This window comes from Halobacterium sp. CBA1126 (assembly GCF_009741975.1).
In the GTDB taxonomy this organism is placed as follows: domain Archaea; phylum Halobacteriota; class Halobacteria; order Halobacteriales; family Halobacteriaceae; genus Halobacterium.
Map to the genome: position 1 here is coordinate 1 of NZ_WPCF01000004.1, position 20730 is coordinate 20730.

Sequence of the window (20730 nt, forward strand, 5' to 3'; positions counted from 1 at the left end):
GTCCGCGAGCACGTCACCGACCTCGAAGACCCGCCGTTCGACCCCGAGAACTTCGACGCGGGGTTCGTCTTTCCCGGACGACTGATGGAGGGCGGCGTCGTGGACGCATTCCTCGACGTGCCGTGGGTGAACGACCGCGCGGCCGTGCTGCGCTCCCGGAACAAGGCCGGCGCGCTCGCGACGCTCGCGGACGCGGGCGTGCCCGTGCCCGAGACGGTGTACGTCTCGAACCCCGCCGACGAGGACGACGTCCGGGCGGCCTTCGCGGCGTTCGACCCGCCCGTGGTGGTGAAGCCGAACTCGACGACGCGCGGCGTCGGCGTCACGAAAGTCCACGACGCCGACTCGCTGTCGGGCGTGACGGATTACCTCGAGCTGGTCCACGACTACCGCGCGACCGGCGACAAGTCCTACCTCGTGCAGGAGTTCCTGCCGGACGCTGCGGACTACCGCGTGATGGTCCTCGACGGCGAGGTCGTCGGCGCCGTCCAGCGCACGGCCCCGGACGGCTGGAAGCACAACGTCCACCGGGGCGCAGACGCGGCGGGCGTGGCGTTGCCCGAGGACCTCCGCGCGCTCGCGGTGGACGCCGCGGACGCGCTGGACGTGCCGTTCCTCGGTGTTGATTTGCTCGTGAGCGGCGACCGGGCGGTCGTCAGCGAGACGAACGCGCGGCCGACCATCGACAGCGAGGAGAAGTACGACGCGGGGTTCTACGACCGGCTCGCGGCGCTCGTGGAACGGACCGCAGACCGGTAGCTACTGGACGTCGATGTTCGTCGACTCGCCGGTGCGCTCGAACGTGACCTCGAGGATGCCGTTGTTGTAGCTCGCCGAGCCCGAGCGCGGGTCGACGGGGCCGGGGAGGCTGATGCGTTCGTCGTACTCGCGGAGGTCGCTGCTCGCGCTGACGGTGACGTGTTCGCCGTCGCACTGGACGGAGATGTCCTCCTTCTCGACGCCGGGGAGGTCGGCGATGACGCGGACCTCGTCGTCGGTCTCGTGGACGTCGACGTGGGTGTCCGTCGAGAAGCCGGACTGGTCGCCCTCGAACCCGTTCGTGCCGTCCATCATCTCGTCCATCATCCGCTCGATCTCGCGGAAGATGTCGTCGAATGGGTCGTCCCGGTCGTCGCGTCTCATACCCGAGCGTTAGGCGGCGCGCTGGAAAAGCGTTCGGACTGCCTCAGATGCCGAGGCTGTCGTTGGTCGTGGCGACCGACTCGGCGGCGTCGGCGCTGTCGGTGACCGCGCGGATTGCGTCGACGTTCTCGGGGACGACGTCGGACTCCTGGTGGATGGCCTGGAAGCAGTAGAAGTCGCTGCCCTCCGTGGTGACCGACTCCCCCCAGAGGCAGTTCTCCCAGAGGTCGCCGCGCGGGCGGCCGCGGTCGAGCGCCCACTCCTTGAGCTGGCCGGTGCCCTCGATGCCGAGGTGTTCGTCGACGACCGTGATGCGGGACTGCTCGCCGAGGAGCTCGCGGACTTCCGCGGCGTCGGGTTCGGCGGCGAGCGTGACGTTGATGGCGTGCATGTGCATCAGCGTCGTCGGCACCTTCAGCCCGAGCGTGTCGATGTCGAGGTCGGGGAAGATGGTGTTGACGTCGGGGCCGTGGTGGCTCGGAATCGAGATGGGGTCCGGGAGCGCGTCGTTGATGGGGCCGCGATTCGGCTGGCTGGGGTCGCCGCCGCGGCGCACGAGCGTCGCGCGCACCTTCTCGACGCCGTACGCCTCGCGGAGCGGCGCGACGAGCCGGGAGAGCCCCGTGGTGTTACAGGAGACGACGCGGACGTGGTCGGCGTCGACGGCCTCCTCGTAGTTCGAGCGCGCGTTGAACGAGACGTCCGCGACGTCGGCGTCCTCGCCGCCCTGGTAGATGGCGGGCGTGTCGTACTCCTCGTAGAGCGCGCGGTTCTGCGCGCCCACGCCCGAGGGCGTGGCGTCCACGACGACGTCGCTCTGCGCGACGAGGTCGTCGACCAGCCCCGCGGTCTCGATGCCGGCCTCCGCGAACTTGTGCGAGCGGTCCTCGATGGCGGCGTAGAGGTCGTAGCCGCGGGCGAGGGCCTGTTCGGCCTCGTAGTTCGGGCTGGTCTTGGCGACGCCGACGACGTCCATGTCCGGCTGGTCGCGGACCGCGTCCGCGACGCGCTTCCCGATGGTGCCGTAGCCGTTGATGCCGACGCGAATCATACCAGAGACTGCCACGTCCCGGTGGTTAACCGTTTCGCAGCACCGATTTACCACGGCGCGAGTGAATCCGCGCAGCGGCGAAGCAACAAGACCTAACGCGGGGCCGCGAGAACGACCCAGTATGACCGACCTGCGAGCGGCCGCCGAGACCGCGGTCGAACAGTGCCTCGGCCTCGAAGCCGGGGAGTCCTGCGTGATTGTGACCGACGACGAGCGCCTGCCAATCGGCGAGGCGCTCTACGAGGTGGCCTGCGAGAGGACGGACGCGACGCTGCTGCGATACCCGCCGGGCGACCAGCACGGCGAGGAGCCGCCGAGCCCCGTCGCCGCCGCGATGAAGGACGCGGACGTGTTCCTCGCGCCGACGACGAAGAGCCTGAGTCACACGCGCGCTCGCGGCGCCGCCAACGACGCCGGCGCCCGCGGCGCTACCCTCCCCGGCATCACCGAGGACGTGTTCACCACGGGGCTTGACGCCGACTACGAGACCATCGCCCAGCACTGCGAGGACGTGCTCGCGCAAGTGGAGGGCGCCGACGAACTCCGTGTCACGACGCCCGCGGGCACGGACATCACCTTCGAGCCCGGCGAGCGGGAGTGGCGCGACGACACCGGCATCGTCCACGAGCCCGGCGACTTCTCGAACCTCCCGGCGGGCGAGGTGTTCGTCTCCCCCGAGGACGCCAACGGGACGTACGTCGTCGACGGCACGATGATGCCCCACGGCCTCCTCGCCGAGGACGAACAGCTCCGCTTCGAAGTCGAGGACGGCTACGTCACCGACATCTCCGATTCGGGCGTCCGCGAGCAGGTCGAGGCCGCCAGCGACCAGGTCGGCCGGGACGCCTACAACCTCGCGGAACTCGGCATCGGCACGAACGTCGCCGTCACCGACCTCGTGGGGAGCGTCCTCCTCGACGAGAAAGCCGCCGGCACCGTCCACATCGCCATCGGCGACGACGCCGGCATCGGCGGCGACACCGACGCGCCGCTGCACCTCGACGGCATCGTCCGAGAGCCCACGGTCTACGCGGACGGTGAGGAAGTCGACCTGCCGCAAGCGTAGCGAGCGCGCGACCGTAGCCCGCCGGGGCTTTCGAGGAAACGTCGCCGAAGCCAGCGACGGAGGAAAATAACTCTCGCCTCGAAACCCCAACTCCGCGGTCTTTTACGTACGGGGGCGCTAATGAGCGCTATGAGCGAGAACGTCGGGGAGCACGTCCCCTTCGAGTGTCCGTCGTGTTCGCAGGACCTCGAAACCGTCCACGAGGTACTCACCACCGGGGGCGGGAACGCGACCGTGAAGTGTACCGACTGCGGCCACGTCCACAAGGAGCCCATCGAGGAGGAGACCACCGTCGACGTCGACGTCATCGTCTCACAGGACGACGAGTCGTTCACCGGGACCGTCGAGTTCGACCCGGAGGAGACCGTCTACGAGGGCGACGAGTTCGTCGTGGAGACCGAGGCGCTCATCGCGCAGGTGCGCGTGACGAGCATCGAAACCGGGCCCGAGGACCGCACGACGCGCGCCGCGGCCGCGGACATCGACACGGTGTGGACGCGCGAGGTCGGGAACGTCAGCGTCGACGTCACCATCAACCCGAAGGAGGACAGCGAGGAGGGGAGCCGGAGCATCGAAGTCCACGTCCCCGGCGACTACGAGTTCGCAGTCGGGGAGACCGAGGAGTTCGGCGACGAGGCGTTCACGATTACGGGCATCCACGTCCGCGAGAACGCGATTGACAGCTACAAGTTCCCGAAGCTCGGGGACGACGGCGACGTGGTGTTCGCGAAGGACGTCAAGCGCGTCTACGGCGACGACGAGACCAGCGGCGCGTGGTCCCCGTGGTAGCCTGACTCCGGACCGATGACCGACGACACCGACGACTTCGAGCGCGAGCGCGACGCCCTCGCTGACGGGCTCGCCGCCCGCCCGAACGTCAGCGAGCGCGTCGCGGACGCGATTCGCGACGTGCCGCGGCACTGCTTCGTCCCCGAGTCCCGCCGGCACGCCGCCTACGACGACCGGCCGCTCCCCATCGGGAACGACCAGACGGTGAGCGCGCCGCACATGGTCGCCATCATGGCCACCGAGCTCGACCTCCGGCCGGGCGACCGCGTGCTCGAAATCGGGACCGGCTGCGGCTACCACGCCGCGGTCACCGCCGAACTCGTCGGCAGCGAGGCCGTCTTCTCCGTCGAGTACGTCGAATCGCTGGCCGAAACAGCCCGGGAGAACCTCGATCGCGCGGGCTACGGTGACGTCTCCGTCCGGCAGGGCGACGGCCACGACGGCTGGCCCGAGCACGCGCCCTACGACGCCGCCTACCTGACGTGTGCCGCCCCCGAGTTCCCGGACGCGGTCGTCGAACAGGTGCGGGACGGCGGCCGGCTGGTCGCGCCCATCGGCGGCACCAGCCAGCGCCTCGTCTCCGCCGAGAAAGACGACGACGGTGGGTTGGTGGAGTCCGACGAGGGGGCGGTGCGGTTCGTGCGGATGCAGGGCGGCGATTCCTAATTCGGTGGCTAGACGACGGTAGTTTCTCCAGTTCCGGGCGCGGACTCAGGGTCCGAGAAACTCGTTCAGTGTCCGGAATTCGTCGGGCGAGAGAATGACCTCGGTGGCGAACGCGTCGAACCGTTCGAAGTCGTCGTCGATGGTCAGGACCGTGTTCACCCCTTCGTCGGTCGCTACCTGGGCGTAGTACCCGTCCCAGCCGTCGACGTTGGCGTCACCCGCCCGGGAGAAGCCATCCCGAACGACGGCTTCGTGCATCCCGTCGTACCAGTGAATTCGTTTCGCGTCCATGAAATTTCGAAGGAGTCGAGACGCGTTCGCGTTCGAATGTCCGTAGTACGTCGTGAGCACAGTGTGTGCGCCGACCACGGCCGGATACGGGACGACGGCGTCGATGTCGCCGGCGATGGCGTCCCGGACGTACGAGAGCGCAGCGTCCCGAACCGGCGTCTCCGTGTGTGCGAGGGCGATGACGCCGACGTCGAACAGGTACGGGCCACCAGCGTCACTCATCCTGGCGGTTCCGTGCGCCCTCGCGAACAGCGTCTCGGTGCGTTCGAGCGACCGGGTCCGCGCCTTCGGTGCGTGGCTCCGTCCCCGCTCGCTCCGACGCCGCTTCCGCGACGAGTCGTTCCATGCGGCTGATGACGTCCGACGGGTCGTCTTCGGGTTCGACGACCGCCTTCCCGTCCTCCTCGCGGACCTCGACCTCGGTCCCGGGAGCGATACCGAGTCGCTCCCGCAGCTCCTGCGGGAGGACGATTCGCCCTTTCGAATCCACCGTCGTCATGTTCCCACATAGAGTGGGAACAAAGATAGTCGTTTTGGTCAGCCCACTGCCGACACCCGTCAGCCCGAATCCGAACCGCGTCGCTACTGTTATGCGCGGGGCGGCAGACGCTGTCCGTATGGAGTACCGCGAGCTGTTGCTGTTGCGGGCGGCCCGGGAGACGGGCGTGCTGGACGCGCTCGTCTCGAACGCGTACACGGTCGACGACGTCGCCCGCGAGGCGGGCGTGACCGAGCGCGCGGCGCGCATCACCGTCGACGCGCTGCTGGACATGGGCCTCCTCGAAGAGGTCGAAGAGGGCGTGGAGCCGACGAACCGGATGCTGGGGTTCGTGACGAAGACCGACGTGCGCTCCATCGGGCGGCTGCCGCATGCCCTCGACACCGTGGAGGCGCTGGTCGACCTCCCGGAGACGATGGAATCCGGCGAGGTCCCCGAGCGCTCGAGCACCTGGACGCGGAACCGCCTCGGCGCGCGGGCCGCCGAGGACGACGCCAGCGTGCGCGCGGCCGTCACTGCGGCCGTCCGAGAGCACCCGGACGCGGAGGACGTGCTCGTGGTCGCGGGCGGGCCGGGCCGGCACGCCGTCGAGTTCGCGCGGCGCGGGTTCGACGTGACGCTGCTGGACGACCCCGACGTCGTCGACGCGGTCGAGCCGCTGCTGGAGCGAGAGCGCGTCGACCTCGTCGCCGGCGACCCCTTGGCGGGCGCGGACGGCGAGTTCGACGTCGTGTTCCACGCGGGCGTCGCCCGGGAGTACGGCCCGGACGACAACCGCCGCTGCTGGCTGCGGCCAGCGACGCCACCAGCGCGGACGGGCTCGCCATCCACGTCGACGCGTTCCGGGACGAGACGGTCGACGCTGGAGTGGCCGCGGAGCTGCTCGCGACGACCGAGCGCGGCGCCTGCTACGAGGAGGGCGCGGTCGGCGAGTGGTTCGCGGACGCCGGCTTCGCGGACGTCCGCGCGGGCGACGTCCCCGGGACCGAGTACCGGTTCGTCGCCGGCCGCAGGCGCGCCACTCAATAAGCTGGCCCGCGAATCCCGGGTATGGAGTTCGCGGCGTTCCGGGCGGACATGGTCGACAGCCTCCAGCACGACACGAAGGCCGCCGTCGACGCGGCGCGACCGCGCGAGCGATGCGGGAAGTGCCGCGCCACGAGTTCGTCGACGAGGACCGGCGGGCGTACACCGACCAGTCGCTGGAACACCGCGGCACGCGCGTGCTCGCTCCGTCGACCGTAGGCCGGCTGGTGGACGCGCTCGCGCCCGAGGACGGCGACGACGTGCTCGTCGTCGGCGCGGGCGTCGGCTACACGGCCGCCGTACTCGCGGAGATCGTCGGCCCGGAGCGCGTCCACGCCGTCGACATCGACCGCCAAGTGGTCTACGACGCGCGGGCGAACCTCGCGGACGCCGGCTACGGCGACGTGCTCGTTGACTGCCGGGACGGCGCGCGCGGCTTCCCGGAGTACGCGCCGTTCGACCGCGTGCTCGTCGAGGCTGCCGCGGTCGACCCGCCCGCCGCGCTGCTCGACCAGCTCGCCGACGGCGGGCGATTGGTGTATCCGGAGGGCGCGACCGACCAGCGTCTCGTCGCCATCGAAGACCGGGAGACCGCCTCCGTGCACGGGCCGGTGGCGTTCGCGCCGCTGCTCGTCGACGGCGAGCAGGCGAGCGCCGTCGAGCGCAACCGGACGGTCCGCGAGGACCGCGAGCGCGCCGCCCAGGAGGCCCAGTCCCGGACGGGCTGGGAGCAGGACTGGATCGACTGGGACTAGTCGCGGACGACCAGAATCTCGGTGTTCTCGCGGCGGTCGGCGTACTCCGACCCGGACGGCGGCTTCACGGAGATCTGGAGCGTCCCATCTGCTTGATTCGCGCCCAGCGTGGGCGTGATGTCCAGCGTCGCCGTGCCGTCGTCGCCCGTGGTCGCAGTGGCGACGCCGTCGAGGTCGGCGGTCCCCGGCTTGACGACGATTGTCGCGCCCGCGACCGGGTCGCCGTCCGCGTCGACGGCAGTCACGTCGACGGACTGGTCGCCGGGCGTGACGACGTCGGGGTCGGGGCTGGCGTCGAGCTCGCTCACGGCGAGCGTGTCGACGCCCGAGACCATGCTGAGCATCACGCTGAGGACGGCGACGCCGACGACGAACGCGACGACGAGCCGGACGGGCAGGCCCTCGATGGCGCGCTCGTCGCGCGCGAACTGGTCGAGCCGGAGCAAGTGAGAGTCGAACACGCCGCGGGTTGGTCCCGGCTCCGCATTTGAACCCTCGCACCGAGGTTCATCTGGGAAGCCGCGGACAACGCCGGTATGGACGTACTCGGGTGTGAGGGGGACGGCGACGGTGAGGGCGACGCGTTCGGGCGCTTCGGCCGGTACCTCGCGACGGACCGGAGTCTCGGCGCGCGCGTCGGCGTGGACTTCGCGGGACCGCACGCCGGCGTCGTCGTGGGGAAGCGCGGCAGCGGGAAGTCGTACACGCTCGGCGTGCTCGCGGAGGGGCTGGCGGCGACCGCTGGCGTCGCGCCCGTGGTCGTCGACCCGATGGGCGCGTTCGGTGGCCTCGAAGCGGCGGGCGTGCCAGTCCTCGAGCCGCGGGTGCGAGCGGCCGCGCTGCCGCCGCGGGCGTGGTGCGAGCTGCTCGACGTGGCGCCGACGAGCGCTGCAGGGACGCTCGTCTGGCGGGCGGCCGCGGAGACGGCGACGCTGGACGCGATGCGCGCGTGGGTCGCAGACGCCGACGCTGGGGCTGCGGCGCGGCGGGCGGCCGCGAACCACCTCGCCCTCGCGGACTCGTGGGGGTGTTTCGCGCCCGACGCGCCGACCGCGGAGGACCTACTCGCCGACGGCGCAGTCCTCGACGGCACGGGCTTGGAGACGCCGGCGTTGCAGGCGGTCGTCGCGGCCGTCGCGTCGGGGTTGTACCGCGCGGCGCTGGACGGCATGGGGAGTCTCCCGTGGCTCCTCGTGGACGAGGCGCACGCGTGCGCGAGCGGTGCGGCCGCCGCTGCTGTGGATACGTTGTACACGCGCGGTCGTGCGCCCGGAGCGAGCGTCGTGCTCGCGACCCAGCGGCCGAGCGCGCTCCCGGAGACCGCGATATCGCAGTCGGACCTGGTGGTCGCGCATCGGCTCACGTCGCAGCGGGACGTGGACGCGTTGGCGGCGACGCGGCCGACGTACCTCTCGGGGTCGGTGGCAGCGGCGTTGCCGGCGCGGACCGGGGACGCGCTGGTCGTCGACGACGCAACCGAGACGGTGTGTACGGTGCGCGTGCGGGAGCGGCGGACGGAGCATGAGGGTGGGGGCCGCGTGGCCGAGTGAAACGAGGCCACGGACTGAGCGAGCGCGGAGCGTAGCGATGCGCGAGCCGCGTCGTCGTCCGGAGGGAGACGACGGGCTGAGCGAGCGGCGAACGGAGTGAGCCGTGAGTCGCGTGGTCGACCGCAGGGAGAGCACGGTCCACGGGGCAGCGAGCGTCGTCTTCGAGGGTGAATCGAGTCGTGGAAACGTTTACCCAGTTACAGACGTAACTACATCGTATGTCGAAGGCAGTGAAGGTCGACGAGGACGCGAAATCCCGGCTCGAAGAGCTCCAGGCCGAGATTCGTCTCGAAACGGGGCAGTCAGTCACCCAGCAGGAGTTGTTGTCGCGGCTCATCGACGACGCCTACGAATCCCGGGAGGCGGTCGTCGACTCGTTCCGGGAGTCGACAGTGCCGCTCTCCGAGGCGGAGAAAGAAGCGATGAGTCGTGGCCGGTTCAGTTCGGGCGTGGAGACTGACGAGGAGGACATCGACGAGATTCTGTACGGATGACGGTGCTCGTCGACACCGGCGTCCTGTACGCGGACCACGACACGGACGCGGCGAGACACGACGCGGCGAGTGACGCGCTGGACGCAGTCTACGACGGCGACTTCGGCCAGCCGTACGTCAGCGACTACGTCTACGACGAGGCAGTGACGCTGACGCTCGCACGTAGCGGGTCGTTCGGACCGGCAAAACGCCTCGGGGAGCGACTGCGCGGCGTCGACCCGTATCCGGAAGCGTACGAGTTGCGTCGTGTATCGAGCGCGGTGTTCGACGACGCAGTCGAGGCGTTCGAGAGAGACGACGACCACGGTCTGAGTTTCACCGACGCGACGACCGTCGCGCTCTGCGAGCGCCACGATATCGACACCGTGCTGAGTTTCGACGACGATTTCGATGGAATTGTCGAGCGAGTGGCCCCGTCGAGTGTGGGCGAACGGAGCGAGCGCACGGACTAAGCGAGCGGTGAACGAACAGGGGGTCGTGGAAACGTTGACCCAGTCTTGGAGAGGACGGTAGCACATGTCAGAGGAGGTGAGGGTCGACGAGGACGCGAAGTTTCGTCTCGAAGAGCTACAGGCGAAGATTTGCAGGGAGACGGGCCGGGAAGTCAGCGAGCAGGAAGTACTGTCGCGGCTAGTTGACGACTCCTACGAGGAGAAAGACAGCGTCGTCCCATTCTTTGAGGCGACGTTCGACTCGGACGTCGAGACGGACGAAGGGGATATCGACGGGATTCTGTACGGGCAAGAAGCTGAGTCGAACCGCTGGAATTCGGTGCGGACAGACGCGACTACGAGGCAATTCGAAGCACACTCCACACCGTGAAATGGTGGAGTAGCGCCGTAGCGACGGATCAAGAACTGCCTCAGTCCTTAACCAACAGCATCCGGCAGTTCCTCCGTGGTGTTGGTTAAGCGTTGCATACGAGCAGCCATCAAAACGGCCACTCCCATCGGCTTCGACCAGTCACTCATCCACGTTGTCCTCCTGCCTCGTCGTACTGCGCTCGTCCCCCGAACCGGGCAACGACGACCGTTCCTGCTTGGTGGGATCGAAGTCAATCACTTCCTTCTCCTCGGGCATCGCTTCGACCGTGATGCCGCGCCACTCCCCATCAACCCCAACGAGCGCCTCCGCAAACCCCGCATCCTCATTTCCTGGAACGGCATCCTGGACGAATCGCATCTGCGCGTAGTTCAATCCGAACTCGTCGGCCCACGCCTCGTCCATCCCGTCGAGGCGGTGGAACTGCTTGACCGCACACTGGTCGAGGATGGCCTCGCTCTCGGCGTGCTCGAAGAACTCGTCGACGGTCTGCGTGACCAGCCGAATCGAGAGGTCGTGATGCCGGTGATGCCGGAACACCGTCTCCAAGAACGCCAGACTCGCGGCGTCCTGCATGAGATAGCGGGCTTCGTCGATGTAGAACACGACCTCCTTCGCCGAGACTTTCGCGCGCTCGTACACCAGCGAGATGAGCAACTGCATCGTCAGCGTCGTCGAACTGTCGACGCTCCCCTCCTGCTGGGCGAGGTCCAGATAAATCACGTTCTCGTCCCGAATGTCGAACTCGGAGGCCCGCCCGAGGTTCGCGTGCCGCCCGCCGTCTTCGAACGGACGGAGCTGGTCGAGCAGCCACGTCGCGTCCTCGCGGAGCTTCTCTGCCTCCGCGTCAGTCCGCACGACGAACTCCTCGGGGTCCTCGACCATCGCCTCGAGGACGTCCATCACGTCCCGAATCGTCGGACTGGGGTTGTCGTGCGTCGAGATGTCCTCCGTAATTCCCTGGGTGGCGTACGCTCGCGTGAGCGCGAGCTCCAGCGTGGTTCGCCGGTCGCCCAACGAAATTCCCCGCAGTGCGAAGAAGTTCGTGAGGAAGCTCATCGCGTCGTCGAGCTTCTCGTTGAACGGGCTCGCGTCCTCGCCCATCGCGCGCTGGACGCGCTCCGGTGTTTGCCGCAGCTCCAGGGGATTCAACCCGAGCGTTCCACCGACCGTGATGCGTTTCGCATCCAGCGCCTCGGCCACACCAGCCCAGTCGTTGAGCGGTTCGAGAATCACCCCAATCCGGTCCGTGTGCTGTTCGATGGAGCGGATGAAGTTCTGTTTCGCGCTGAAGGACTTCCCCGAGCCCGGATCCCCGATGGTGAACATCGCGTAGCCGTTCTCCCGGCTGAACGGGTCGATGACGACCGGGCTCCGCGTATCCTTGTGGATGCCGAACTCCACGCCACCCTCCTCGAGGATGGTCGCCTGCTGTGGGGACGCCAACAGCGCACCGACAGCGCCACCGAGCGCAATCGACTCGCGGCCGAACTCATTACTGCCGATGGGTGCCGCCGACTGTAGTGCGAGGTCCTGCCGGCAGATCGCTGTTTTCGGCGTGAGGTTCGCCGGGTCGTCGCGGAGCGTACTTTTCACCGTCTGGACGGCATCCCGCAGCTCGTCTTTCTCGTCGGCGCGCACTGTCACGAACAGACTCTGGTCGAACACTTGGGCGCCGTTCTCGACGGCCGTGTACGTCGCCGCCGCCTCGTTCGCGCGCTCCTGCAGGTACGCCCCGCGCACGCTCTCCTCGAGGTCCGCATCCACCTGCAGGTCGTCCGCGATGTCCTGCAACTCGTCCCGGGCGCGCTCCTGGTTGCGCGGCCTGACGTGCGCCGTCAGGTCGAACTGGATGTCCGTCAGCTCGAACAGCTCGCTGAGATACCCGTCGCTCGGATAATCCGGGTAGTCAGCGATGTACAAGGTGGAGGTCCACTGTTCGCCGACACGGGCTGCACGCGTCTCCCACTTGATAGCATCTGGCGCCGTCGCCGTCTGCTGCGATGCCGCGATGTCGTCGAGCAGCTGGCCCTCCACGCGGCCGTCCTCGAGCGTCTCCTCGTCGAGGACGTCAGCGAACGACACCTGTGGCTCGTTGTCGCCCCCATACCACCGCCAGAGGTGAGCGCCGACGAGGACGGCGCCGATTGCGAGGAGGCCGTACAGGACCGCGCCCGGTAGCGTGGTCGGTGCTGGCAGCCACTCCCCGAGCTGGCGACCGACCCCGCCAGCCTGCAGAATCGGATTATGTGTCATACTCGCCCTCCCGGCGCGAGCGGCCGATGATTGCGTGGTCGCGGACGGCGCGCTCGGGGTCGCCGTAGTCGTGTTCGCGGCCGTTCCAGAACGCCTGGTTCAACACGAACAGCTCGACCGTGCTGAGCCGGCGCGCCGACCACCCCGGCGCCTGTTGGATGAACTCCGCGCGAACGTCGTTGATTCGTTGGTCGAGTTTTTCGAACATCTTGGCGCGCCGCTCGACGTCAGTGAGGTCCTCGCGACGCGTCACGAACGGGCGGAATAGAACCCCGAGGACGGGGAACTGCGTCAGCTTCTCCGCGGGTGTCGCTTCGTCGCGGAACCGGTCGTAGACCTCGATCGGCGACACTTCGACGCCGATGAAGTACCGTACTTGCTGGCTGCCGCGCTCGCGCATCTCCTCCGGGCGCGTCTCCCGGTACTCCTCGAGGAGCTCGCGGAAGATCGGGTTCTGTTCGACATCCTCGTCGGTGAGGCGCTCCTCGATGTTCTCCGTGACCCGTTCCACCGGAAATGACTGGGTCGTCGCGTGGAACTTCAACGGCCAATCCAACTCCTTGTTGGCGAACGACGCCCCGGCTTCCTGCAGTTGCGCCCAGTCGTCGGCCATCGCGAAATCCATGTTCCCGGGCGTAACCTCGACGAACGCCTCCATCGCGCCATCCTGCCGCTGGATCGCGCCAGCGCCCGGCCACGCCCGCTCGACGTTCGTCAGGTCCTGGGTGCGCTCGTCCGGCTGGAACGGCGTGTAGTTCGCGAGCCCGCCCTCAGTACGTGTTGTTCCAGTAGGCCCATTCTCATCGTCCGGCGCGCTGAACGTCACGCGAGGGCGCTTCGCGTACCGGTAGATGTCTTTGGCCCACGTCCACGCGTTCAGATGGTCGGGAGAGACGTAGAGGACGGCAACCCCGAGGCCGAGGCCACCGGCGACGAGCGGGAGCGCCAGAGACTCGACACCAGTGAACCCCGCAAGCAGCAGGCCGACAATCGGGAACGCGATGAGTACACCGACATCCCCTTCGTCGATATTGATGACGGGGATGCGGCCGTTCTCGCCGAACTGGTCCATGATGCGCCGAGCGGCCGCGTCCTGGTCGACCATCGTTAGTGGATCCCCCGGTCGAACTCCATGCCGCGGCCGTCACTCGCCCCTGTCCGCTCGCCGGGTTCGTTTTCGGTTCGCCGATACGCCGGCGTCGCATCGTCGTTCTGGTCATCCGTGGCGGCTTTCTGGGCGACGGCGTGGCTGGCCGCGGCTTTCGGTCCCCAGCGCGCCGCTGTCGTCGCGACGCCAGCGCCAGCCACGGACGCGCCGGCCGCGACCCCGCCGATGAGGGCCGCCCCTCTCGTTGCCCCACCAACCACCTTCGCTGTCAGCGGCGTCGCGAACGTGAACGTCTTCCACGTGACGTAGAGCGCAATCAGTGGAAGAGACGCAGCGACGAGATACTTCAGAAACGCCGTTCCCGGGGTGAGGGACCCACTCCCGTAGAGGAGGTCGTACCCCTTGAACACGACCGCCGCTGGGAGTGGGAGAATCGCTAGCGGCACGAACCGTTTGGTGAACTCAGCCGCGATATTCGAGACCACCGGGACGTTTCCGTAAGCGAGAGCGAACCCAATCGGCATCCCGTACAGGTAGACGTAGAGCAGGACTTCCCGAATGTAGAACAGAGCTTCTAACGCCCACATGCCGAGACCACCTACCAAGGCAAATAGAAGAGACAGCCCAGGATTCATTAGGAAATCTTCTAAGTAACTGAGCATCACCTGGGTAATCGAGGAAAAAGACGGTATTAAGGCGAGAGTGAACCCATCAACGAGATAGAGCGCTAGAGTTCCTATCCAGTACCAAGTGAGGATTAGGAAGGCGCCGACCCAAGCTGTCTTTCTTGTTTTCCGTGCCTCGTACGTACTTCCGATATTGAAGATGCGAATGGCGTGTCGCCCTTGGACACTCATCACAAGAAGAAGGAGAGAGATCAGCATAATCTCGCCACCAAGGAGCGCTTCTTGGAGAGTGCTCCAAGGCTCATTAGTTGCCTTTCCAAAGACGAGTGCCGCGTTTGTCTCCGGTGTGGGTGTACCAAACGTCGCCTCAGATAGATCTTCGTAGCCTGACCGAAGACCCTGCATGAAGAGGTTGATGAGCCAACTAACAATCTCCTTGAACCCTTCAAGGACGATATCAATTAGGTCAACCATCGTTATGCCTCCCGAATTGTAACTTCACAGTCAGTCATATCAGTAGAGCCAGAGTACTCCGCGTCATACTGGGTCGAGACTTCATCACTTCCAATCCGGGTCTCGACAGCAACAGTAAACTGCCCACGATTACCTTCTGGTGAGCATCCCACCCCCGATTCAGTTTCTGCGCCAAACGGGTATGAACTACTGAAAAGATCGATTTTCTTTCCGGAGGGAATGATTATTTGCTCCGCCCCGTGAATCCCATTCCCTCTAGGGTTTTCAAGCGGATTCGGAACATCCCCAGTAAACTGTAAGCCGATAACAGCACCAGGGCCAGTTCCGGTATTTTCGATTGTAACGAATGCTTCGCCGTTCTTGAGGCGATTTGTTTCGGATTCGCCGTACACCTCGTCCCACGGTTTCTCTGGATGGTTCCGGAACAGCCCGACCTCGCGAATATGAATTTCGGGCTGAATCTCAATCGACTGCTCGGCAACCGTCTCCTCGCCCTGGCGGGCGATGACGTCGTACTCGCCGGGCGGATACGTCGTCCCGATGTCGAACGAGAGCTGCTGGACGCCAGCGGCGACCGAGCGTTGTGCGAACAGTTCGCCGTTCGGCTGAATGAGATTGACCCGGTCGACGTCAGCATCAGCACCGAGGTCGACGACAACTGCGGTGCGTCGACGGCAACCTGTTCGAGTGGGCCACCATCCGCATCCGACCCCTGGCTTGGGGACGAATCTTGGGAGAGGCAGCCGGTGAGACTCGCGAGGGCGGCGCCGGCAACTGTCTGGAGGGCGGTGCGCCGGTCGAACGCGGGATTGCTGTTGGACATGGGTTACTGGAAGCGAGTGTCGACGCCGAGCAGTCGAAGCAGGCGGGTGCCGGCGTAGTAGACGACGGCGAACGGGAGGAGCCGCCACCCGAGGTCGACGAGCAGCGCGACCCAGCCGTCGAGAGTGCCGAGTGGATGCCACCGCACGGTCGCCGTCGACGACACGTACGCGGGCTCGTGACTCAGCCACGAGCCGGGCTGGTAGCGCGCCGTGTAGATTCCCGGGTCGTCGACAGTCACGATGGCCACCCCGGACGCGTTCGTCGCCACCTGCTGGTCGCCGATGGCGATGACGCCGTCTCGACTGGCGTCGTGAATCGAATGCCGGCGAGCTGGGTCGTCGAGTTCGATGGGGGCGCCGCTCCGCGCGTCACGGAGTTCGAGGCGAAGCGTCGCGTGTGTGGGCGTCCGGTCCCGAACACGCACGGAGAGCGTGCTCGACCGGAGTTCGCGGGCCGCCCCATCGGCGGGCTCGGTGACCGTGGCGTTGACGCCGCGAACCACGCCGCGAACCTGGAGCGCATCGTGGTCGACATCGTCGGCGCGGACCGCCAACCCGTAGGTCGTCGTGTACGACTGATTAACGACGTCGACAGTCACGTTGTCGCCGAGCGTGCCCGCTGGCGACGCCCGGGTGACGCCCCACGCGTCGATGAGATTCGGGCCACGACGTACCGGCTCAGTACGCGGGCCGATACGGGATGGATACGCGTGCACGAACACGGGCAACGCGTCCGATTCGACCGCGGTCGTTCCATCTTGCGTCGCCCGCACGAGGGTATCCCAGTTCGTGTTGCGCGCCGTGTAGAACCGCCACACGCCACGAACACGAGCATCCCCGCTGGAAGTGAGCGTGAACCCTTGCCACGGCCGCGCCTGGAACACGGTCACACCGACGTCACCGTTGGGGTACGTGGCGTAGTGGGTCGTCACCGATGGGTCGTACACTTCGACGGCGCGCGAATCGTGGACAGTCACGGACTCCGTCTCGACGGTCGTCTCAACGGGCTCACCGTCGCGGCGTGTGGTGTGCTGGAGGCGGACCTCGATGTCTGCTTCGAGGGTGAGCGTCGTCGCCCACTCTGCTGGAAGGCGATACGCGAGCGTCGGCGTCTGTGAGCCGGTCGTGTTCGCGACTGGCTCGCCGCCCTCGAGGAGCCGGACGGCCGTGATGTTGTGGCTGAGCAGCGACCAGTCGCTGGTCGTGTTCCCGGTCGCACCACCTGGGACCTGCACGCGGTAATCCACGAGGCCTCGGAGGGTGCCGTTGGGAGCGACGTACAGCGGCGTCTCGCCAGCGTCGAGGTGGGCGCGCGTCGACGGCTGCACCGCGAACATCGTCGCGTGGGCGTCCCTGATGAACACGCCATCCGCGAGGTCCGCATGTGGCGGGTGGAGGGACGTATTCGCGCCGCCCGGGTCGAGGTCGCGGAAGTCATGCTGGGTCCACGTGGCCGCTGTTGCGGGCGGCTGTGTGAACGTGACGTCGGTCCCGTTCGCGACCTGCTGGACGGGCGAGCGGGTCTCGCCGTACCGCTCGCGGTATTCGGCTTGGGAGATGTAGTCGTCGGTATCCCGGGACCACAGGGTCGCGGATTCGTTCTCCGTCAGGCCGTTGTCCTCCGTTCCGGGACGTGGTGGGTCGGCGGCCGCGACGCTCGTGATGCCACCAGCGACGACCAGAACAGCCACGAGGGCATGCGCTCGAACGAGCTGGGCGGACATCCTACCAGGGGACGAGGTCGACGCACGTCGCCAGCGGGAGGTGCATCATCGAGCCGGCGACGGTGTACAGCGGGCCGAGCACGACGAGGACGACCGCGGACTTCATCGCCGAGCGCTTGTGGCGCTTCAGTCCCTTCTTGCGCTCGGGGTTGAGCGTGAACATCTCGATGAGGGAGTCGGCCTGCCAGACGACGGCGAGGCCGACGATGCCCAGCGCGGTGGTCAGCTGGAAGAACCCCTCGATCATGCGGGGCAGGTTGTCCGCGCCGCAGACGGCGCTACTCTGGGCGGCCGCCGGCTGGACCAGAACGACGCTGGCCACGAGGATGGTGACAGCGGTCGAGCGCGACAACGAGTTGGATGGCGGTGCGTCGGCGTCGCTCGCGGTGGACTCGGAGGGCGTGTAGCGATCCATGGTGCTGTGTCGACGGGCTACTGGGAGACTGCGACCAGGACGTCGATGCCGTGAGACGCGGTAACGGAGTGTTCGAAAAGTGAATGGCGTCGAATGGATATATTTTCCCCTAGTATTCGGAAAATAACCTAGAATCGACTGGCTAGTATCTAAGGCGCTCGTCGAGTGGTACTCGGTTCACGATCGACGACGTGCAGGTGCAAGAACGCTCCTCAAGTACGCGAGGGTTCGATAGCATCGCCGAAGTATTCTCTCACTGATTGGTTCGGTAAAGAGTAGTAATAAGAATTATACAAGCTGGTAGGGTCAGCCGAACTATGCACGATCTCACGGGCTTCCAGCGAGACTTGCTCGCTGTTATAGCTGGCTTAGATGATCCGCACGGTCTCGCCGTCAAAGCCGAACTCGAGGAATACTACGAGTCGGAGATCCATCACGGCCGCCTCTATCCCAATCTGGACACCCTCGTCGACAAGGGTCTGGTCGATAAGGGCGAGCTCGACCAGCGCACCAACTACTACACCCTCACCCGCCGCGGCCGCCGCGAACTCACGGCACGCCGCGAGTGGGAACAGCAGTACGTCGATCTGAGCGAGTGAGGAGCAAGGTTGTGGCTGCGCGCGCAGCGACCACCGGGAGCGAGCACGGAGCGGTGGGCGGGGCGGTGGGGCGTCCACGGGCGGCGGGCACCAAAATCGAGAGAGGCACGGCTACGGGCACCTTCGACTTGTCGCCCGCAACCGCCCGACGACCACGAGCTATTCGTCCGGGTTGACGGGGCCTTTGTACGCAGAACGAATGTGGTCGCCGTCCCGCCACTGCCAGTAGTAGTAGCGGTTGTCGTTGATCTCCTTGACCGTGATCGATGCCTTCGCAGGCACATTCTCGGGCCGATCATCAGTGTCGGCGTCCTCGGCTACCTCCACGGCCTCCTCGGCTCGATACGCGGCGAGCTCGTCGGCGTACGTCGCGACCGCTCGGAGCTGTTCGGCCGAACACGCGTCGAGTGCATCGACGAGCTCGCCGGGCAGTACGTTCGGTGGGGTTGGTGGCTCTGTCATAGTGAGTTCGGGTTAACCAACAGACGCTCGCTTACGGGGCGTTCTGTTGGTTAACGCTCGTGCGCGCCTGTTCCGGCAGTCGACCATCCGGCCGCGGCACACGACCGAGCTTGAGTTCGACGTCCACCCGACGCAGATGCTTGCAGCCGCCCTCCGGCGTGCGATACTCCCAATCCGGGCACGTGCACGTCTCGTCGACGACGTCGACTTCGTACCAGTTCCCGGACGCCGTCCGCACCTCGTACCGGCCGCCCTTTTCGAGCAGGGAGACGGCCATCCCCTCCTCGAGCGCTCGCTTCGTCCGTGGGTCGAGGTCAGTTCGAGCGATACCCTGTGGAACTGTGTCAGGAACCGCGCTGAGTTGCTGGGAAGACATGGTTCAGTGGAGACGAGCGTGCGCCTCCACCGCTCCGCGGGCGCAGACAAACACGACCGCAACCGAGCGCCTCTGATTCGAGCGGTTGAACGGTCAGCGATTACCACCTGCTTCCCACTCCGGACGCGGTGTCGGGGACGGGAGTTCGGCAACGAGCGTTCGAAGTTCGTCCGCTGTCGTCCACGGGAAGCACCGTTCGTGGAGTTCGAACTTGCGGAGCTTGTTGCGATGGACCCAACTGTACGTTGCCGGCTCGTCGCCCTCGTTTGCCCGGTCGTCGATCACATCCCACACCGCCTGTTCGTCGATGTTGAGCCCGCTCTCTTGGGCGCGATTAACGAGTGACTCGACCTTCGATTGGACGTCAGCCGCCGACAACTCGTCCGCAAACGCGATCTCGAGAGCGGCCTGGATGAGCTTAATTGTTATAGCGCCCGACCTCATACCAGCACGTATGAGCGAGACCGGCACTGGCGCGGCCGATGCAGGGCCGTTCGCGGAACAGCAGCGGCTGTTCAAGCTGCTGTCCCAGGATACGCGCCATCTCATCATTCAGGAGCTGCTGGGCCACCCCGCTCATCTGATATCCCTCGCCGAACTCGAGTATATGACCGGGAAGAGCCAAGCGGCCATCAAAGACCAGCTGGAGACGCTGATCGACGCCGGGCTCCTCGCACGCTACACGTACGAACCGAGTAAGGGAAAACGCGACCTTCCCGCTCAGTTCTACGGATTCACGGAGCGAGGCGTCGAGGTCCTCCACGACTACAAGTATCTCCGTGGCCTCCCGGTCGCACGCGCCTTCTACGAGAACACGCGGACGACCGAGAAAATCGAGCGCCACGAATCGGCGCCACGGCCGGAGCTTCCGGGCCCTGTCGCGGACGCACTCGACTTTGACGAGCCCGAGCTCGACGCCGTCGCTAGTGACACATAGCGAGCGAGAAATCACCCCGTAGGGGTGGGCTTCCCCGCTGGTACCGCTGTGCGTTCGGGTTAACCAACAGACGCTCGTTCACGGGGCGGACTGTTGGTTAAGTTCGTGGCGCGCCTGCTCCGGGAGTCGGCCATCGAGTCGGGGCACCCGGCCGAGCGTGAGATCCTCGAACTGCGTGGCCGCACGAGGCGCGAACAGCCACGCCCACTCGCCGCCATTACATCTTTGCCAGAGAACGGGCCGGTAGACATGCAGACGCTGCAATCAGTCGAAGAGTGGAGACTCGTCGAGAGAACCAGATTGGTTGTTTTCAGGGTCGATCCCCATCTCCCGGAGTTCCTCGTCAGTGGGCTCGTCGCCGTCTCCGTGGTACCCATCGAGAGCCTCGTCAAGATTGTCGAGTGCTTGCGCTCGGGTGCGGCCCTGGCTAGAAACACCCGTTTCGGTATCTTTGGCGATCCACCAGCCGTCGTCTTTCGTGAGTGTAATCGCCGGATCGACACCTGTCGACATACAACAACGTTCGAAGGACCACTGTAAAAACCTTGTTACAACTATTCTCCCCGACTTCAGAGGGTTTGTATCTTTCTCGCTAGCCCACGGCGACAGCCGTGGGAGGAAGCCGACCACGGGGAGTCAAACCACTATAGTGAACTACCCCACCCTACTCAATCGCTGATTGCTGCTGTGCATCCGGATTCGGCGGCCGACGACTTATCGGGGACGAGGGTTCCCTCGTCGACCCGACCGTCGACGCACTCACTCCAATTACCAATC

At 66.4% G+C, this 20730-nt stretch carries 26 protein-coding genes and 2 pseudogenes; 13 read left to right on the forward strand and 15 right to left on the reverse strand.

Going from position 1 to position 20730, the window contains the following annotated elements:
- The coding region (locus tag GJ634_RS00935; RefSeq protein WP_157499991.1) for a RimK family alpha-L-glutamate ligase at positions 1–759 on the forward strand (759 nt) is incomplete at its 5' end.
- Here GJ634_RS00935 and GJ634_RS00940 read toward each other — a convergent pair.
- Both GJ634_RS00940 and GJ634_RS00945 read right to left on the reverse strand, forming a co-directional pair.
- On the reverse strand, positions 760–1143 hold the full coding sequence (locus tag GJ634_RS00940; protein ID WP_157499993.1) for an Hsp20/alpha crystallin family protein: 384 nt from the start codon (positions 1141–1143) through the stop codon (positions 760–762).
- 43 nt (positions 1144–1186) lie between these two features.
- Positions 1187–2194 (reverse strand): type II glyceraldehyde-3-phosphate dehydrogenase, encoded by a 1008-nt coding sequence (locus tag GJ634_RS00945; protein WP_157499995.1) that lies wholly within the window; start codon positions 2192–2194, stop codon positions 1187–1189.
- Positions 2195–2315: 121 nt separating this feature from the next.
- On the opposite strand from GJ634_RS00945, the gene GJ634_RS00950 reads away from it, so the two are divergent.
- The 3 genes from GJ634_RS00950 (at position 2316) to GJ634_RS00960 (ending at position 4715) form a co-directional block, all read left to right on the forward strand.
- The gene (locus GJ634_RS00950) at positions 2316–3260 is read left to right on the forward strand and encodes an aminopeptidase (protein WP_157499997.1); all 945 of its coding nucleotides are present in this window, start codon (positions 2316–2318) and stop codon (positions 3258–3260) included.
- Between the two features lie 129 nt (positions 3261–3389).
- Positions 3390–4049 (forward strand): HVO_0476 family zinc finger protein, encoded by a 660-nt coding sequence (locus GJ634_RS00955; RefSeq protein WP_157499999.1) that lies wholly within the window; start codon positions 3390–3392, stop codon positions 4047–4049.
- 15 nt (positions 4050–4064) lie between these two features.
- Positions 4065–4715: a protein-L-isoaspartate(D-aspartate) O-methyltransferase gene (locus tag GJ634_RS00960; RefSeq protein WP_157500001.1), complete on the forward strand. Its 651-nt coding sequence runs from the start codon at positions 4065–4067 to the stop codon at positions 4713–4715.
- A 45-nt stretch (positions 4716–4760) separates the two neighbouring features.
- Here the strand turns inward: GJ634_RS00960 and GJ634_RS00965 are convergent, their stop codons facing one another.
- Both GJ634_RS00965 and GJ634_RS16540 read right to left on the reverse strand, forming a co-directional pair.
- Complete coding sequence (locus GJ634_RS00965; protein ID WP_157500003.1) at positions 4761–5228, reverse strand: hypothetical protein; 468 nt, start codon at positions 5226–5228, stop codon at positions 4761–4763.
- Entirely contained in the window at positions 5221–6336 is a 1116-nt protein-coding gene (locus GJ634_RS16540) for an AbrB/MazE/SpoVT family DNA-binding domain-containing protein (RefSeq protein ID WP_331713931.1), read from the reverse strand. The genes GJ634_RS00965 and GJ634_RS16540 overlap by 8 nt, the downstream gene beginning before the upstream one ends.
- Positions 6337–6372: 36 nt before the next feature.
- On the opposite strand from GJ634_RS16540, the gene GJ634_RS15780 reads away from it, so the two are divergent.
- Together GJ634_RS15780 and GJ634_RS00980 are read left to right on the forward strand one after the other, a co-directional pair.
- Positions 6373–6534, forward strand: coding sequence for a hypothetical protein (locus tag GJ634_RS15780; RefSeq protein WP_231736895.1), 162 nt, complete (start codon positions 6373–6375; stop codon positions 6532–6534).
- Positions 6535–6555: 21 nt separating this feature from the next.
- A pseudogene (locus tag GJ634_RS00980) lies at positions 6556–7286 on the forward strand (protein-L-isoaspartate O-methyltransferase).
- On the opposite strand, the gene GJ634_RS00985 reads toward GJ634_RS00980, so the two are convergent.
- The gene (locus GJ634_RS00985; protein ID WP_331713932.1) at positions 7283–7747 is read right to left on the reverse strand and encodes a carboxypeptidase regulatory-like domain-containing protein; all 465 of its coding nucleotides are present in this window, start codon (positions 7745–7747) and stop codon (positions 7283–7285) included. The pseudogene GJ634_RS00980 and the gene GJ634_RS00985 overlap by 4 nt on opposite strands.
- A 75-nt stretch (positions 7748–7822) precedes the next feature.
- On the opposite strand from GJ634_RS00985, the gene GJ634_RS00990 reads away from it, so the two are divergent.
- The 4 genes from GJ634_RS00990 (at position 7823) to GJ634_RS01005 (ending at position 10152) form a co-directional block, all read left to right on the forward strand.
- Positions 7823–8836: an ATP-binding protein gene (locus tag GJ634_RS00990; RefSeq protein WP_157500008.1), complete on the forward strand. Its 1014-nt coding sequence runs from the start codon at positions 7823–7825 to the stop codon at positions 8834–8836.
- Between the two features lie 218 nt (positions 8837–9054).
- Positions 9055–9330, forward strand: a complete 276-nt coding sequence (locus tag GJ634_RS00995) for a hypothetical protein (protein WP_157500010.1) — start codon at positions 9055–9057, stop codon at positions 9328–9330.
- Positions 9327–9782, forward strand: coding sequence for a type II toxin-antitoxin system VapC family toxin (locus GJ634_RS01000; RefSeq protein WP_157500012.1), 456 nt, complete (start codon positions 9327–9329; stop codon positions 9780–9782). Before GJ634_RS00995 ends, GJ634_RS01000 begins: the two co-directional genes overlap by 4 nt.
- Before the next feature lie 64 nt (positions 9783–9846).
- Positions 9847–10152, forward strand: coding sequence for a hypothetical protein (locus GJ634_RS01005; RefSeq protein ID WP_197425347.1), 306 nt, complete (start codon positions 9847–9849; stop codon positions 10150–10152).
- A gap of 141 nt (positions 10153–10293) precedes the next feature.
- Here GJ634_RS01005 and GJ634_RS01010 read toward each other — a convergent pair whose 3' ends face one another.
- The 4 genes from GJ634_RS01010 to GJ634_RS15785 are packed head-to-tail and all read right to left on the reverse strand — an operon-like array spanning position 10294 to position 15008.
- On the reverse strand, positions 10294–12408 hold the full coding sequence (locus GJ634_RS01010; RefSeq protein WP_157500014.1) for a VirB4 family type IV secretion system protein: 2115 nt from the start codon (positions 12406–12408) through the stop codon (positions 10294–10296).
- Positions 12398–13513 carry a hypothetical protein gene (locus tag GJ634_RS01015; protein ID WP_157500016.1) on the reverse strand — a complete coding sequence of 372 codons (1116 nt, stop codon included), beginning with the start codon at positions 13511–13513 and terminating at the stop codon, positions 12398–12400. Before GJ634_RS01015 ends, GJ634_RS01010 begins: the two co-directional genes overlap by 11 nt.
- 2 nt (positions 13514–13515) lie before the next feature.
- Positions 13516–14616, reverse strand: coding sequence for a hypothetical protein (locus tag GJ634_RS01020; RefSeq protein ID WP_157500018.1), 1101 nt, complete (start codon positions 14614–14616; stop codon positions 13516–13518).
- A gap of 2 nt (positions 14617–14618) precedes the next feature.
- The gene (locus GJ634_RS15785) at positions 14619–15008 is read right to left on the reverse strand and encodes a hypothetical protein (protein WP_231736893.1); all 390 of its coding nucleotides are present in this window, start codon (positions 15006–15008) and stop codon (positions 14619–14621) included.
- A gap of 21 nt (positions 15009–15029) precedes the next feature.
- Between GJ634_RS15785 and GJ634_RS15790 the strand changes: the two genes are divergently transcribed.
- Positions 15030–15497, forward strand: a complete 468-nt coding sequence (locus tag GJ634_RS15790; protein WP_231736894.1) for a hypothetical protein — start codon at positions 15030–15032, stop codon at positions 15495–15497.
- On the opposite strand, the gene GJ634_RS01030 is transcribed toward GJ634_RS15790, so the two are convergent.
- On the reverse strand, positions 15443–17164 hold the full coding sequence (locus GJ634_RS01030; RefSeq protein ID WP_157500020.1) for a hypothetical protein: 1722 nt from the start codon (positions 17162–17164) through the stop codon (positions 15443–15445). The two genes, GJ634_RS15790 and GJ634_RS01030, sit on opposite strands and share 55 nt — an antisense overlap.
- A gap of 1 nt (position 17165) precedes the next feature.
- Positions 17166–17579: a hypothetical protein gene (locus tag GJ634_RS01035; protein ID WP_157500022.1), complete on the reverse strand. Its 414-nt coding sequence runs from the start codon at positions 17577–17579 to the stop codon at positions 17166–17168.
- 317 nt (positions 17580–17896) lie between these two features.
- Between GJ634_RS01035 and GJ634_RS01040 the strand changes: the two genes are divergently transcribed.
- A complete protein-coding gene (locus GJ634_RS01040; RefSeq protein ID WP_157500024.1) occupies positions 17897–18178 on the forward strand; it encodes a PadR family transcriptional regulator in 282 nt (93 codons plus the stop codon).
- A gap of 159 nt (positions 18179–18337) precedes the next feature.
- On the opposite strand, the gene GJ634_RS01045 is transcribed toward GJ634_RS01040, so the two are convergent.
- The 3 genes and pseudogenes from GJ634_RS01045 to GJ634_RS01055 form a co-directional block, all read right to left on the reverse strand.
- On the reverse strand, positions 18338–18640 hold the full coding sequence (locus tag GJ634_RS01045) for a hypothetical protein (RefSeq protein WP_157500026.1): 303 nt from the start codon (positions 18638–18640) through the stop codon (positions 18338–18340).
- 31 nt (positions 18641–18671) lie between these two features.
- A pseudogene (locus GJ634_RS01050) lies at positions 18672–18965 on the reverse strand (hypothetical protein); the annotation flags it as partial.
- Positions 18966–19109: 144 nt separating this feature from the next.
- The gene (locus GJ634_RS01055) at positions 19110–19460 is read right to left on the reverse strand and encodes a hypothetical protein (protein WP_197425348.1); all 351 of its coding nucleotides are present in this window, start codon (positions 19458–19460) and stop codon (positions 19110–19112) included.
- 10 nt (positions 19461–19470) lie between these two features.
- Here GJ634_RS01055 and GJ634_RS01060 point away from each other — a divergent pair, with 10 nt between their 5' ends.
- The gene (locus GJ634_RS01060; RefSeq protein ID WP_157500028.1) at positions 19471–19953 is read left to right on the forward strand and encodes an ArsR family transcriptional regulator; all 483 of its coding nucleotides are present in this window, start codon (positions 19471–19473) and stop codon (positions 19951–19953) included.
- A gap of 264 nt (positions 19954–20217) precedes the next feature.
- Here the strand turns inward: GJ634_RS01060 and GJ634_RS01065 are convergent, their stop codons facing one another.
- The gene (locus GJ634_RS01065; protein ID WP_157500030.1) at positions 20218–20466 is read right to left on the reverse strand and encodes a type II toxin-antitoxin system HicB family antitoxin; all 249 of its coding nucleotides are present in this window, start codon (positions 20464–20466) and stop codon (positions 20218–20220) included.
- Between the last annotated feature and the right edge of the window lie 264 nt (positions 20467–20730).

What these genes read in the sequence shown, in the direction of transcription:
- GJ634_RS00940 (WP_157499993.1), bottom strand. Translation starts at nt 1,143, where the DNA reads ATGAGACGCGACGACCGGGACGACCCATTCGACGACATCTTCCGCGAG.
- GJ634_RS00945 (WP_157499995.1), bottom strand. Translation starts at nt 2,194, where the DNA reads ATGATTCGCGTCGGCATCAACGGCTACGGCACCATCGGGAAGCGCGTC.
- GJ634_RS00950 (WP_157499997.1), top strand. Translation starts at nt 2,316, where the DNA reads ATGACCGACCTGCGAGCGGCCGCCGAGACCGCGGTCGAACAGTGCCTC.
- GJ634_RS00955 (WP_157499999.1), top strand. Translation starts at nt 3,390, where the DNA reads ATGAGCGAGAACGTCGGGGAGCACGTCCCCTTCGAGTGTCCGTCGTGT.
- GJ634_RS00960 (WP_157500001.1), top strand. Translation starts at nt 4,065, where the DNA reads ATGACCGACGACACCGACGACTTCGAGCGCGAGCGCGACGCCCTCGCT.
- GJ634_RS00965 (WP_157500003.1), bottom strand. Translation starts at nt 5,228, where the DNA reads ATGAGTGACGCTGGTGGCCCGTACCTGTTCGACGTCGGCGTCATCGCC.
- GJ634_RS00990 (WP_157500008.1), top strand. Translation starts at nt 7,823, where the DNA reads ATGGACGTACTCGGGTGTGAGGGGGACGGCGACGGTGAGGGCGACGCG.
- GJ634_RS00995 (WP_157500010.1), top strand. Translation starts at nt 9,055, where the DNA reads ATGTCGAAGGCAGTGAAGGTCGACGAGGACGCGAAATCCCGGCTCGAA.
- GJ634_RS01000 (WP_157500012.1), top strand. Translation starts at nt 9,327, where the DNA reads ATGACGGTGCTCGTCGACACCGGCGTCCTGTACGCGGACCACGACACG.
- GJ634_RS01005 (WP_197425347.1), top strand. Translation starts at nt 9,847, where the DNA reads ATGTCAGAGGAGGTGAGGGTCGACGAGGACGCGAAGTTTCGTCTCGAA.
- GJ634_RS01010 (WP_157500014.1), bottom strand. Translation starts at nt 12,408, where the DNA reads ATGACACATAATCCGATTCTGCAGGCTGGCGGGGTCGGTCGCCAGCTC.
- GJ634_RS01015 (WP_157500016.1), bottom strand. Translation starts at nt 13,513, where the DNA reads ATGGTCGACCAGGACGCGGCCGCTCGGCGCATCATGGACCAGTTCGGC.
- GJ634_RS01020 (WP_157500018.1), bottom strand. Translation starts at nt 14,616, where the DNA reads ATGGTTGACCTAATTGATATCGTCCTTGAAGGGTTCAAGGAGATTGTT.
- GJ634_RS15790 (WP_231736894.1), top strand. Translation starts at nt 15,030, where the DNA reads ATGGTTCCGGAACAGCCCGACCTCGCGAATATGAATTTCGGGCTGAAT.
- GJ634_RS01030 (WP_157500020.1), bottom strand. Translation starts at nt 17,164, where the DNA reads ATGTCCGCCCAGCTCGTTCGAGCGCATGCCCTCGTGGCTGTTCTGGTC.
- GJ634_RS01035 (WP_157500022.1), bottom strand. Translation starts at nt 17,579, where the DNA reads ATGGATCGCTACACGCCCTCCGAGTCCACCGCGAGCGACGCCGACGCA.
- GJ634_RS01040 (WP_157500024.1), top strand. Translation starts at nt 17,897, where the DNA reads ATGCACGATCTCACGGGCTTCCAGCGAGACTTGCTCGCTGTTATAGCT.
- GJ634_RS01045 (WP_157500026.1), bottom strand. Translation starts at nt 18,640, where the DNA reads ATGACAGAGCCACCAACCCCACCGAACGTACTGCCCGGCGAGCTCGTC.
- GJ634_RS01055 (WP_197425348.1), bottom strand. Translation starts at nt 19,460, where the DNA reads ATGAGGTCGGGCGCTATAACAATTAAGCTCATCCAGGCCGCTCTCGAG.
- GJ634_RS01060 (WP_157500028.1), top strand. Translation starts at nt 19,471, where the DNA reads ATGAGCGAGACCGGCACTGGCGCGGCCGATGCAGGGCCGTTCGCGGAA.
- GJ634_RS01065 (WP_157500030.1), bottom strand. Translation starts at nt 20,466, where the DNA reads ATGTCGACAGGTGTCGATCCGGCGATTACACTCACGAAAGACGACGGC.